General features: G+C 53.8%; 11 protein-coding genes. 8 read left to right on the top strand and 3 right to left on the bottom strand.

Annotation, left to right across the window (positions count from 1 at the left end; genetic code table 11):
* Positions 1–8: 8 nt before the first annotated feature.
* Positions 9–2,387 (bottom strand): phosphoenolpyruvate synthase, encoded by a 2,379-nt coding sequence (gene ppsA / locus GF617_RS06330; RefSeq protein WP_203451320.1) that lies wholly within the window; start codon positions 2,385–2,387, stop codon positions 9–11.
* Between the two features lie 337 nt (positions 2,388–2,724).
* On the opposite strand from ppsA, the gene GF617_RS06325 reads away from it, so the two are divergent.
* The 8 genes from GF617_RS06325 (at position 2,725) to GF617_RS06290 (ending at position 10,887) form a co-directional block, all read left to right on the top strand.
* The gene (locus tag GF617_RS06325; protein ID WP_181623240.1) at positions 2,725–3,558 is read left to right on the top strand and encodes a pyruvate, water dikinase regulatory protein; all 834 of its coding nucleotides are present in this window, start codon (positions 2,725–2,727) and stop codon (positions 3,556–3,558) included.
* A gap of 153 nt (positions 3,559–3,711) precedes the next feature.
* The gene (aroH, locus tag GF617_RS06320) at positions 3,712–4,758 is read left to right on the top strand and encodes a 3-deoxy-7-phosphoheptulonate synthase AroH (RefSeq protein WP_181623239.1); all 1,047 of its coding nucleotides are present in this window, start codon (positions 3,712–3,714) and stop codon (positions 4,756–4,758) included.
* A gap of 220 nt (positions 4,759–4,978) precedes the next feature.
* On the top strand, positions 4,979–5,167 hold the full coding sequence (gene hemP / locus GF617_RS06315; protein WP_181623238.1) for a hemin uptake protein HemP: 189 nt from the start codon (positions 4,979–4,981) through the stop codon (positions 5,165–5,167).
* A 77-nt stretch (positions 5,168–5,244) separates the two neighbouring features.
* Positions 5,245–7,230, top strand: a complete 1,986-nt coding sequence (locus GF617_RS06310) for a TonB-dependent hemoglobin/transferrin/lactoferrin family receptor (protein ID WP_203451319.1) — start codon at positions 5,245–5,247, stop codon at positions 7,228–7,230.
* A 46-nt stretch (positions 7,231–7,276) separates the two neighbouring features.
* Positions 7,277–8,305, top strand: coding sequence for a hemin-degrading factor (gene chuS / locus GF617_RS06305; RefSeq protein ID WP_203451318.1), 1,029 nt, complete (start codon positions 7,277–7,279; stop codon positions 8,303–8,305).
* On the top strand, positions 8,302–9,123 hold the full coding sequence (locus GF617_RS06300) for a hemin ABC transporter substrate-binding protein (RefSeq protein ID WP_181623235.1): 822 nt from the start codon (positions 8,302–8,304) through the stop codon (positions 9,121–9,123). Before chuS ends, GF617_RS06300 begins: the two co-directional genes overlap by 4 nt.
* Positions 9,123–10,115, top strand: a complete 993-nt coding sequence (locus GF617_RS06295) for an iron ABC transporter permease (RefSeq protein ID WP_181623234.1) — start codon at positions 9,123–9,125, stop codon at positions 10,113–10,115. The genes GF617_RS06300 and GF617_RS06295 overlap by 1 nt, the downstream gene beginning before the upstream one ends.
* On the top strand, positions 10,108–10,887 hold the full coding sequence (locus tag GF617_RS06290) for a heme ABC transporter ATP-binding protein (RefSeq protein WP_181623233.1): 780 nt from the start codon (positions 10,108–10,110) through the stop codon (positions 10,885–10,887). Before GF617_RS06295 ends, GF617_RS06290 begins: the two co-directional genes overlap by 8 nt.
* Here GF617_RS06290 and selO read toward each other — a convergent pair.
* On the bottom strand, positions 10,884–12,326 hold the full coding sequence (gene selO / locus GF617_RS06285) for a protein adenylyltransferase SelO (RefSeq protein ID WP_181623232.1): 1,443 nt from the start codon (positions 12,324–12,326) through the stop codon (positions 10,884–10,886). The genes GF617_RS06290 and selO overlap by 4 nt on opposite strands.
* Positions 12,327–12,387: 61 nt before the next feature.
* Positions 12,388–13,101 carry an EAL domain-containing protein gene (locus GF617_RS06280; protein ID WP_203451317.1) on the bottom strand — a complete coding sequence of 238 codons (714 nt, stop codon included), beginning with the start codon at positions 13,099–13,101 and terminating at the stop codon, positions 12,388–12,390.
* Positions 13,102–13,218 lie beyond the last annotated feature (117 nt).

Here is a 13,218-nt window from a genome sequence, read left to right as displayed (position 1 = left end):
ATTTTAGATTACTTATTCAGTTCAGCCAGGCTAAGCCAGGTTTGCACCACGGTGTCGGGGTTCAGGGACAGGCTATCGATCCCCTCTTCCATCAACCAGGCCGCAAAGTCTTCGTGATCGGACGGACCCTGACCACAAATTCCGACATATTTGCCCTGTTTCTTCGCCGCGCGGATGGACATCGACAGCAGCGCTTTCACCGCCTCGTTACGTTCATCGAACAGCGCAGAAACCACGCCAGAGTCGCGATCCAGCCCCAACGTCAGCTGTGTCATATCGTTTGAGCCGATAGAGAAGCCATCGAAATATTCGAGGAACTGTTCTGCCAGCAAGGCGTTAGACGGGATCTCGCACATCATAATGAGTTTCAGCCCGTTCTCGCCACGCTTCAGCCCCTGACGCGCGAGCTCTTCAACGACCGCTTTCGCCTGATCAACCGTTCGTACAAACGGGATCATGATTTCGACGTTTGTCAGCCCCATGTCGTTGCGAACACGTTTAACCGCATCACACTCCAGCGCAAAGCAATCGCGGAAGCTGTCGGACACATAACGTCCAGCACCACGGAAGCCCAGCATCGGGTTCTCTTCTTCAGGTTCATAACGTTCGCCACCAACCAGATTGGCATATTCGTTAGATTTGAAGTCTGACAGGCGGACAATCACACGTTTCGGCCAGAATGCCGCGCCCAGCGTCGCAATCCCTTCCGTCAGACGACCCACATAAAACTCTTTTGGCGAGTCGTAGCCTTTCATCATTTCGCGGATTTCGCGCTGCAGTTGCGCATCCTGGTCGTCGAACTCCAGCAACGCACGCGGGTGAACGCCGATCATACGGTTGATGATAAATTCCAGACGCGCCAGACCCACACCTTCGTTAGGCAGGCAGGCGAAGTCAAACGCACGATCAGGGTTGCCCACGTTCATCATGATCTTCAGCGGGAGATCAGGCATGGTATCAACGCTGGAGCTTTTCACGCTGAAATCCAGCAGATCCGCGTAGACATAACCCGTATCGCCTTCGGCACAAGAGACCGTGACGTTCTCATCGTCCTTCATGCGTTCAGTCGCATCACCACATCCCACGACCGCCGGAATACCCAGTTCACGAGCAATAATGGCTGCGTGACAGGTACGGCCACCACGGTTAGTGACGATAGCCGCCGCCTTTTTCATGATCGGTTCCCAGTCAGGGTCGGTCATGTCGGTCACCAGCACATCGCCTGGCTGAATGCGGTTCATTTCGCTAATGTTCTGAATGACTTTTACCGGGCCCGCACCAATGCGGTGGCCGATAGCACGCCCTTCAGCGACCACTTTACCCTGCGCGTGCAGCGTATAGCGCTCCATCACCTGACCGCGCGAGCGCACGGTTTCAGGACGAGCCTGGACAATAAACAATTTGCCGGTGTTGCCATCCTTCGCCCATTCGATATCCATTGGACGACCATAGTGTTTCTCGATCTGAACAGCCTGTTTTGCCAGCTCCTGAACGTCGTCATCGGTCAGTGAGAAGCGGTCGCGCTGCTCCTGCGGCACATCTTCAATTTTGACCTGCTTGCCGTGTTCCTGCGTCGGCGCGTAAATCATACGGATTTTTTTCGAACCCATAGTGCGACGAACGATGGCTGGACGGTTGGCTGCCAGCGTCGGTTTGTGCACGTAGAATTCATCCGGGTTCACCGCCCCCTGAACAACCATTTCACCCAAGCCCCAGGCTGAGGTAATGAATACCACCTGATCGAAACCAGATTCGGTATCGATGGAGAACATCACGCCGGATGAACCCACATCAGAACGCACCATACGCTGTACGCCTGCGGATAGTGCCACGCCGCGGTGGTCATAGCCCTGATGTACACGGTAAGAGATAGCGCGGTCGTTAAACAGCGACGCAAAGACGTGCTTCACGGCCACCAGAACGGCATCGTAGCCCTGGACATTAAGGAACGTTTCCTGTTGTCCGGCAAACGAGGCATCCGGCATATCTTCTGCTGTAGCCGACGAGCGCACCGCAAATGATGCCTGAGCATCGTCAGCAGACAGTTGGTCGTAAGCATCGTGAATGGCTTTTTCCAGCTCCGGCTGGAAAGGTGTGTCGATGACCCACTGGCGGATCTGCGCCCCGGCTTTGGCAAGCGCGGAGACATCATCAATATCCGTGTTATCCAGCAGTTCGTAAATACGCTGGTTTACACCGCTCTGGTCAAGAAACAGGTCAAACGCTTCGGCGGTAGTCGCAAATCCATTCGGGACGGAGACACCCATACCGGACAGATTAGTAATCATTTCACCCAGGGAGGCATTTTTGCCTCCAACTCTGTCTACATCATTCATGCCGAGTTGGTTATACCAAAGCACCAGCGGTGACGAGCCATTGTTGGACATCGAAACAATCCTTTTGTGATATTAGAACGGGTTTAAGAAACACCTTAATGCGTATTTATCCTGGCATATTTGTTCTCGGGAAAAAAACGGTGAATCGTGTAAGCAACTTTATTTTTTCATTTTTCGGACACTTCCCCACCAGTAGCTAACTCAATGATTATAATGGATTCCCACAAAAACCATCGGTTTATACCCTCTTTTTAAAAAATGAAATCCACTTTTCACTTAAATTAAAAATACCGTTTCATTTATAATTAAGACAATTTACTCTCTGTTGTATTTTACTTTTTTAATTTATGCTTTCAGTCAATTAGGTATGATATTCAGGGTGAGAAAAATGGATAATGCTGTCGATCGCCATGTTTTTTATATTTCTGATGGTACGGCGATTACCGCCGAAGTGCTGGGGCACGCCGTGATGTCACAGTTCCCGGTGTCCATCAACAGCATCACACTGCCGTTTGTGGAAAATGAAAGCCGCGCCAGAGCCGTGAAAGAGCAAATAGATGCCATTTACCAGCAATCAGGCGTACGCCCGCTGGTGTTCTATTCGATTGTCATCCCGGAAATTCGCAGCATCATTTTGCAAAGTGAAGGTTTCTGTCAGGATATCGTGCAGGCACTGGTTGCTCCACTCCAGAGCGAGTTAAAGCTCGACCCGACTCCGGTTGCTCACCGTACTCACGGCCTGAACCCTGGTAACCTTATGAAGTATGATGCGCGCATCGCGGCGATTGATTACACCCTTGCTCACGATGATGGCATTTCGATGCGCAACCTCGATCAGGCGCAGGTTATTTTACTGGGAGTGTCACGCTGCGGGAAAACCCCCACCAGCCTCTATCTGGCCCTACAGTTTGGGATCCGCGCGGCAAACTACCCGTTTATTGCCGACGACATGGATAACCTGGTTTTGCCTGCCGCCCTCAAACCGCTGCAACACAAATTATTCGGGCTGACGATCAACCCCGAACGTCTGGCCGCAATTCGCGAAGAACGCCGCGAGAACAGTCGTTACGCCTCTATGCGCCAGTGCCGGATGGAAGTCACTGAAGTTGAAGCGCTGTACCGTAAAAACCAGATCCCGTGGCTCAACAGTACCAACTATTCGGTCGAAGAGATCGCGACCAAAATCCTCGACATTATGGGACTGAATCGTCGAATGTACTAATAAGCTAGTACGTTAACTCTGATTCAGGTATTATCTTGCACATCGTCGGGGGCTCATTTGCCCCGAACTTGAAATCAGCAGAGATTGGTTTAAGGTGATGCCCATCACTTCCCGGTAGTCTGCCGATGAAGCAAAAAATTTCTGAGATATCCCATGAATAAAACCGATGAACTTCGCACTGCGCGCATTGACAGCCTGGTGACACCGGCTGAACTGGCGCAGCGACACCCTGTTTCCGCCCATGTTGCGGAACATGTCACGGCTTCACGCCGCCGCATTGAAAAAATTCTTAATGGTGAAGATCGCCGTCTGTTGGTAATTATCGGTCCTTGTTCCATCCACGATCTGGATGCCGCCATGGATTACGCAAAACGCCTTCAGCTCCTGCGAGAAAAACACCAGCATCGCCTTGAAATTGTCATGCGTACCTACTTTGAAAAACCACGTACGGTTGTCGGCTGGAAAGGGCTGATTTCCGACCCGGATTTGAACGGCAGTTATCGCGTCAATCACGGTATTGAGCTGGCACGCAAACTGCTGCTCGAGGTGAACGAGTTGGGCGTACCCACGGCCACCGAGTTTCTTGATATGGTGACCGGACAGTTTATCGCCGATCTGATCAGTTGGGGGGCCATTGGCGCACGCACTACCGAAAGCCAGATCCACCGTGAGATGGCATCGGCGCTCTCCTGCCCTGTCGGGTTTAAAAACGGAACCGACGGCAATACCCGCATCGCGGTCGATGCGATTCGTGCCTCTCGCGCCAGCCATATGTTCCTTTCGCCAGACAAAAATGGCCAGATGACTATCTACCAGACCAGCGGCAACCCGTATGGCCATATCATCATGCGTGGCGGGAAAAAGCCGAACTACCATGCCGAGGATATCGCCGCAGCGTGTGAAACGCTGAGTGAATTCGATCTGCCGGAACATCTGGTGGTGGACTTCAGCCATGGCAATTGCCAGAAACAGCATCGTCGACAACTGGATGTCTGCGACGATATTTGTCAGCAGATCCGCAGCGGTTCGACTGCCGTGGCCGGTATCATGGCCGAAAGTTTCCTGAAAGAAGGCACACAGAAAATCGTCGCAGGGCAGCCCCTCGTGTACGGCCAGTCGATCACGGACCCATGCCTGAACTGGGAAGACAGTGAATTGCTGCTTGAGAAGCTAGCCACCGCGGTGGACACACGTTTTTAAGACATATTCCGGCTGGTAAGGTAAATGCAAAACGGCAACATTTGTTGTCGTTTTTTTCTTCCTCCCTTGCCCGTGGAAGGGGTTGAAGCGAAGGCATCACACCATACAAATCACATCAAAATTGATCCCGTCACAATTTTTTCACAAAAAGACTTGCTGTGAAATTTAACTTTATTGATAATGATTATCATTGTTACATTGATTGTCATTTGTAAACATTATGTCACGTATGGATAACACAGCGGCAACGCCTACAAAAAACCACACAGCACCATCCCCCGCCGCTACCGATCGTCGCATTGACAGCAAAACTCTGCTGGGCGATGAAGGTCGGGTGATTATCGAGCATGACGGCCAGCAGTACCTGTTGCGCCAGACCCATGCCGGAAAACTCATTCTTACTAAATAAACTAAACAAAAAAATACGCCAGCCACCCAGGTGATCCCCAGGCAGCCAGCGCTTTCGATTCATAATGGAGAGTTGCTATGCCATACCCGCATTCCGCGTCTTTACGTCCATCATTGCTGGCGCTGGCCATTGTCAGCACCCTGCCGGGCGTCGCGTTTGCTGCCGCAGATGATATAACCGTTACCGCGACGGGCAACGCCCGCAGTGCATTTGAAGCCCCGATGATGGTGAGCGTTATTGACGCCACCGCGCCGGAAAACCAGACCGCCAGCTCCGCCGCTGACCTGCTGCGTAAAGTACCGGGTTTGACGCTGGACGGAACCGGTCGTACCAACGGTCAGGATGTTAACCTGCGTGGTTACGATCGCCGTGGCGTCCTGGTCCTGGTGGATGGTGTTCGTCAGGGTACTGACACCGGCCATCTCAACAGTACCTTCCTGGATCCGGCGTTGATCAAACGTATTGAAGTCGTGCGTGGCCCTTCGGCACTGCTTTACGGTAGCGGCGCATTAGGCGGCGTGATCTCTTATGACACAGCAGATGCGAAAGACCTGCTGGAGTCGGGTAAAAACAGTGGTTATCGCGTATTTGGCACAGGCGCGACCGGCGATCACAGCATCGGCATGGGCGCTAGCGCGTATGGACGCACTGACACGCTGGATGGTCTGGTCGCCTGGTCAAGCCGCGATCGTGGCGATATTCGCCAGAGTAATGGCACAACCGCCCCAAACGATGAATCTATCAACAATATGCTGGCCAAAGGCAGTTGGAAGATCGACCCGGCTCAGACCCTGAGTGGCTCGCTGCGTTACTACAATAACGATGCCCAGGAGCCAAAAAACCCACAGACGTCTGAAGCGGACGACACCAGCAACCCGATGACCGATCGCTCCACCATTCAGCGTGATGCACAGCTGGGCTACGCCATTGCTCCCGAAGGCAATGACTGGCTGAACGCCAGTGCGAAGGTGTACTGGTCCGAGGCTCGCATTAACGCTCAGAATGTTGATGGTTCTGGCGAGTTCCGCAAGCAGACCACCAAAGGCGGTAAAGTTGAAAACCGCACGCGCCTGTTTACCGATTCATTCGCCTCACACCTGCTGACCTATGGCGGAGAATATTACCGTCAGGAGCAGAATCCGGGCGGGATGACTACTGGCTTCCCGGACGCCAAAATCGATTTCAGTTCTGGCTGGTTACAGGATGAAATCACATTGCGCGATCTGCCCATTACTCTCCTTGGCGGCACGCGCTATGACAATTATCGCGGCAGCAGTGACGGTTACGATGATGTCGATGCAGACCAGTGGTCATCCCGTGCGGGCGTAACGGTTAGCCCAACAGACTGGTTGATGCTGTTCGGCTCTTACGCTCAGGCGTTCCGCGCCCCAACCATGGGTGAGATGTATAACGACGCAAAACACTTCTCTATTGGCCGTTTCTATACCAACTACTGGGTTCCGAACCCGAATCTGCGTCCGGAAACTAACGAAACGCAAGAGTACGGCTTCGGTCTGCGCTTTGACGATCTGATGCTTGCCAACGATGCGCTGGAGTTCAAAGCCAGCTACTTCGACACGAAAGCTAAAGATTACATCTCGACCACCGTCGACTTTGCAGCGGCAACCACCATGTCCTATAACGTTCCTAACGCCAAAATCTGGGGCTGGGATGTGATGGCTAAATACTCCGCTGATCTGTTCAGCCTGGATATGGCTTACAACCGCACGCGTGGCAAAGACACCGATACCGGTGAGTACATCTCCAGCATTAACCCGGATACCGTCACCAGCAAGCTGGATATCCCTGTTGCACAGAGCGGATTCTCCGTAGGCTGGATCGGTACGTTCGTTGATCGCTCAACGCACATCAGCAGCAGCTACAGTAAGCAACCAGGCTACGCGGTAAATGACTTCTACGTCAGTTACCAGGGGCAAGAGCAGCTCAAAGGCGTGACCACCACGCTGGTACTGGGTAACGCCTTCGACAAAGAGTACTGGTCGCCGCAGGGCATTCCGCAGGATGGCCGTAACGGTAAGATTTTTGTGAGTTATCAGTGGTAACCCCTCGCCCCGGTTCGCCGGGGCATTTATCTGGAAGGAAGAGACAATGAATCACTACACACGCTGGCTTGAGCTAAAAGAAGAAAACCCAGGTAAGTACGCGCGTGACATCGCAGGTTTGATGAACATCAGTGAAGCTGAGCTGACATTCTCCCGCGTCGGACACGATGCGTGGCGTCTGCACGGGGAAATTCGTGACATCCTGAGTGCGCTCGAAGCCGTTGGTGAAACCAAATGCATCTGCCGCAACGAGTATGCCGTACACGAGCAGGTCGGCAGCTTTACCAATCAGCATCTCAATGGCCACGCAGGTCTGGTGCTGAACCCACGCGCCCTTGATTTACGCCTGTTCCTTAACCAATGGGCGAGCGTCTTTCACATCAGCGAAGCCACTGCACGCGGTGAGCGTCAGAGCATTCAGTTCTTCGATCATCAGGGTGATGCACTCCTGAAGGTGTACACCACGGACAACACTGACATGTCTGCATGGGGTGATGTGCTGACCCGCTTTATCTTTGCTGATAACCCGCCGCTGGCGCTGAAACCTGCAGAAGCGGTGGTCAATACCTCTCACGCCGATGCCGGGACCGTCGATCAAGAATGGCGCGCCATGACGGATGTACACCAGTTCTTTACCCTGTTGAAACGTCACAACCTGAGCCGCCAACAGGCTTTCCGTCTGGTCGGTGATGACCTCGCCTGTAAAGTGGATAACCGCGCGCTGGCACAGCTTTTAGACACCGCACGCCAGGATGGCAACGAGATTATGGTTTTTGTCGGTAACCGTGGATGTGTGCAGATCTTTACTGGCGTCGTGGAAAAACTGGTTCCGATGAAAGGCTGGCTGAATATCTTTAACCCCGCCTTTACCCTGCATCTGCTGGAAGAGACCATTGCAGAAACCTGGGTAACGCGTAAACCCACCGCCGACGGTCACGTCACCAGCCTTGAGCTGTTTGCCGCTGACGGTACGCAAATCGCCCAGCTTTATGGTCAACGTACCGAAGGCGAACCAGAGCAAAGCCAGTGGCGTAGCCAGATTGACGCCCTGACACCAAAAGGACTGGCGGCATGAAAAAACTGTTCGCCCTGCTGAGCATCTTCCCTCTGGTGGCCTTTGCCTCGACGTCTGAGAAAATTGTCACGCTCGGGGGAGATGTTACTGAGATTGTGTACGCGCTCGGCGCGCAGTCCTCGCTGGTTGCCCGCGACAGCACCAGCCAGTGGCCGCAACCTGCAACCATACTTCCGGATGTGGGCTATCTGCGCCAGCTTAATGCGGAGGGCATTTTGTCCGTTCGTCCGACGCTGGTCCTGGCAAGCGCACAGGCGCAGCCGTCTCTTGCATTGCAGCAGGTCGAACAGAGCAACGTGAAGGTCGTTACCGTTCCGGGTAGCAACGATCTCAGCGTTATTGATGAAAAAATACGGGTGATTGCCCAGGCGACACATCGTGAAGCGCAGGGTGAAACCCTGCGCAATACGCTACGCCAGGAGTTGGCGGCACTTCCCGCATCACCGCTGAATAAACGCGTACTGTTTATCCTCAATCATGGCGGGATGACCGCCATGGCCGCCGGGCAGCAAACCGGCGCGGATGCAGCCATTCGCGCCGCAGGTTTGCAGAATGCGATGCAAGGATTCACCCGCTACCAACCGCTCTCGCAGGAAGGGGTTATTGCCAGCCAGCCCGATCTGGTGGTGATTTCCAGGGACGGTGTAAAGGCATTAGGCGGGGAGGAGAATCTGTGGAAACTGCCGGGTCTGGCGCAAACACCCGCAGGACGTAATAAGCAGGTTCTTGCCATTGATGATATGGCGCTGCTGGGCTTTAGTGTGCGGACTCCTCATGCCATTCAGGCATTGCGAACCAAAGCGGAGCAGTTACCCTGATGACCCGGCGTATCACGCTTTCACTCTGGGGGCTAACCGCAACATTACTGTTAATGACCCTGCTGGCGACCGGGTTTGGCGCGTTGCGTCTGCCCGTCAGCCTGCTGTGGAATAACAGCGATGAGGCACTCCGTCAGATCTGGTTCATCATCCGTCTGCCAAGAGTATTGTTGGCGCTGGTAATTGGTGGTTCGCTGGCACTGGCTGGCTGCGTGATGCAAGGGTTGTTTCGCAACCCGCTTGCCGATCCTGGCCTGCTTGGGATCAGTAGCGGCGCGGCACTTGCCGTGGCGTTATGGGTTGTCATTCCGTTCACCTTACCCGCTCTGATGATGCTGTACGCACCAATGTTAGCTGCCTTTTTCGGCGCGCTTGCCGCAACAGTGGTGATCTTCTTTCTCAGCCAACAGCAGGACAGTTCATTATCACGCCTGCTGCTGGTTGGTATTGCCATTAACGCCCTGTGCGGCGCAGCTGTAGGGGTTCTCTCCTGGGTCAGTAACGACGCCCAGTTACGTCAATTGTCCCTGTGGGGCATGGGCAGTCTTGGTCAGGCGCAGTGGTCTACACTCCTGGCTGTCACCTCGTTGATGGTCCCTACGGTGTGGATTATCTGGCGTCTCGCGGCCACACTCAATTTGCTGCAGTTGGGTGAGGAAGAGGCTCATTACCTCGGGGTGGATGTTCGCGTTGTACAGCGTATTTTGCTGCTGTGTAGCGCGTTGCTGGTTGCTGCCGCCGTCGCCGTTAGCGGAGTGATTGGATTTGTCGGCCTTGTTGTGCCGCATCTGATGCGCATGTGGCTTGGTGCTGACCATCGGGCGGTGATCCCTGGCTCTGTGCTGGCGGGGGCATTTCTGTTACTGGTAGCCGACACAGTTGCGCGAACCCTGGTCGCACCCGCCGAAATGCCCGTGGGGTTACTGACCAGCCTTCTCGGCGCACCGTGGTTCCTGTGGCTTATTTTCCGTCGCGGAGGCCAGCATGGCTGAACACTTTAGCGCTCAACACCTCTCCTGCCGGGTGGCGCAACGCACCATTATCAAGGACGTCTCGCTTTCGCTGTCACAAGGTGAACTCGTCGCCCTGATTGGCCCCAATGGTGCAGGGAAGTCGACATTATTGCGCCTGCTGACAGGCTATCTCCCTCCGTCAGGTGGGCAGTGTATCCTGGGGGGAAAACCCCTTACCGAATGGCGTACCGAAGCGCTGTCTCGCTGCCGGGCTGTGATGCGCCAGCAAACGCAACTGGGCTTTGACTGGCCAGTGGAAGCCGTCGTCGGGATGGGTCGCGCGCCCTGGACTCGCCAGCCGGAAGCATCAGTGATCCACGACGTGATGCAGATAACCGGCTGTTTGCCGTTGTCCGGAAGATCTTACGCGGCACTGTCGGGGGGAGAACAACAACGCGTTCAGCTTGCCCGCGCACTGGCGCAACTCTGGCACGATGGCAGCCCGCGCGGATGGCTATTTCTGGATGAACCCACCTCGGCACTGGATCTCTACCACCAGCAACAGTTGTTGCGCCTGCTGAAAACGCTGACCGGCCAAGGGCATCTGCATGTGTGCGTGGTGCTACACGATCTTAACCTGGCGGCACTGTGGGCGGACCGCATCATACTCCTGCACAACGGTCGTATTGTGTCCCACGGCACACCCGACCAGGTATTACAGGCCGACGCCCTGGCGCACTGGTATGGCGCGCAGGTTCATGTCGGCAGGCATCCGGCTCATGCTGCACCACACGTTTTCCTCGCCCCCTAGCTTGAACAGCTAACTTCCAGCCGCTTGCCCCAGTCCGGTGGGCGGCTGACATAGTCATCATCACGCTCCGCAAAGGGCGTGCGCAGGGCAATGTGCAGCCGGTGCAGTTCTTCATATTCCCCCTGCTCCGCCTGCTCAATCGCACGCTGTGCCAGCCAGTTACGCAAGACCATCGCCGGATTAGCTGCATTCATCTGCCCCTGACGCATCACATCATCGATGCTTTCTCGCTGTAAGCGTTCCCGGTAGAGACGGAACCAGTCATCAAAAGCCTGGCGATCGATAAAATCATCGCGCAGGGGTGACGCACTGCTGTACTGTTCCGTCTGGCCCAGCAGGCGGAAAGTACGCGTGAAATCACTCCCTTCACGTGACATCAGTGCAAGTAACCCATTCAGGATCTCATTATCGCCCTTCTCTTGCGTCTGTAGCCCCAACTTACCGCGCATCAGGGTTCCATACTCGCGCAGCAGGATTTCCTGATAGCTATCAAGCGCGTCATTGAGAGCCTCAACATCAATAAACGGTGACAAAGATTGAGCAAGGCGTTGCAAATTCCACAGCCCCACCGCGGGCTGATTATCAAAGCTATAGCGCCCCTGATAATCAGAGTGGTTACAGATATAACCCGGCTGGTAATCATCAAGAAAACCGAATGGGCCGTAATCAAAGGTCAGCCCCAGAATGGACATGTTATCGGTGTTCATCACCCCATGAGCAAAGCCTACCGTTTGCCAGCGAGCGATCGTTGCCGCCGTCCGGGCGACGATATCACGGAACCAGAGCATGTATTTGTCCGCCTCGTCCTGCCACTGAGGCCAGTGGCGATGAATGGCGTAGTCGGCAAGCTGGCGAACCTTTTCCGGCTCCCGGCGATAATAGAAATGCTCAAAATGGCCGAAACGCAAATGGCTTTGCGCAATACGCATCAACATCGCACCGCGCTCCATCGTTTCGCGCGCAACTGGCGTATCGCTGGTGACAATCGACAGAGCTCGCGTAGTGGGAATACCCAGAGCGTGCATCGCCTCGGAGGCGAGACTCTCGCGGATTGTCGAACGAAGCACTGCGCGGCCGTCACCCATACGCGAATACGGGGTAAGACCCGCACCTTTCAGATGCCAGTCAAACGTTTGGCCATTAGCGCAGTGCTGTTCACCTAATAAAATGCCACGGCCATCACCCAACTGGCCGGCCCAGACGCCAAACTGGTGTCCACTGTAAACCTGAGCCAACGGTTGCATACCCGGAAGCAGGGTTTCGCCGCCCCAGACACCCGCACCTGAAGTTGGCTGGAACAACGAGGGCGGAATATTCAGTGCGTCGGCCAGCACATCGTTATGCCAGATGAGACGAGCATTATCTAAAGGGGTCGGTTTGAGCGCCGTGTAAAAACCGGGTAATTCATCATGCCAGTGAGCAGTAAAAGACAGGGTCATAAGTCCTCCTGCTTTTAGTGTAGAGTGTTTACCCCAGGTTAAACACGGGTGAAAAATAGGGTTATCGCTGAACGAGAGTGGTGACTTGCTCTGCCGCGACCGCAGGCCAGAGATTTCCTTGCATTGCACCAATGCTAAATGACATGACGCGTTGCAATATGCTGTGATCGTCAATTCCGGACACAATGACCGACTGACAATGTGGTGTTATTTGCCAGAGGATCGCGCGCATAAAAGGCTCGAAAGAGAGGTCAAATACGTGCTGATGAACAAACCCTTTATCCAGGATAACCCGTTTAAATAACCCGTCGTATACAGGTTTTAGCGACGCCGCCCCCGCACCAAAGTTGGCTAAAACGAGCGGGAAACGGATCGCCATTCTCGCCAGATCCAGATCGTCTTTCCCGTTATTTAAACCAGGATAATTCTCACTAATGGTGAACTCCAGAAACGGATAACGATCGAGAATTGAAACCGCATTTTCGCTCGTTAATAAAAACGCAATAATGACTGGAGTAATACTTATCCATGCAATTAGATGATGCTGAATAAAGAACAGTTTACAGGTATCAAGCAGCTGCAGTTTTTCATTGAAAAGCGCTAACTCTTCTTCTGCAGAAAGGTGTGGGATAACCAGTTCAGTGGGAATTCGCACATCCGTGTCAACGCCAACAAAGTTAACCATAATCTCTAAACCTTTAAGCTCCCCTTCGCTATTACGTGCAGGAAGAAGTAAAAATTCAGACTGGTAAGCATTATCTAGCGTGATAATCATCGCGCTCGCCCCGCATTAAAGATGATAGAGGACATCCTGGAGCAATTGCAGGCACAATTCCACTGTATTGATTTTAATAAGATTAATTTCATTCGTTCCGTATTAACTTTCAGATTT

Source organism: Lelliottia sp. RWM.1 (assembly GCF_016859735.1).
GTDB lineage: Bacteria > Pseudomonadota > Gammaproteobacteria > Enterobacterales > Enterobacteriaceae > Enterobacter.
The sequence above is the reverse complement of the archived record's forward strand: the minus strand, read 5'-3'. Positions and strand labels throughout refer to the sequence as shown.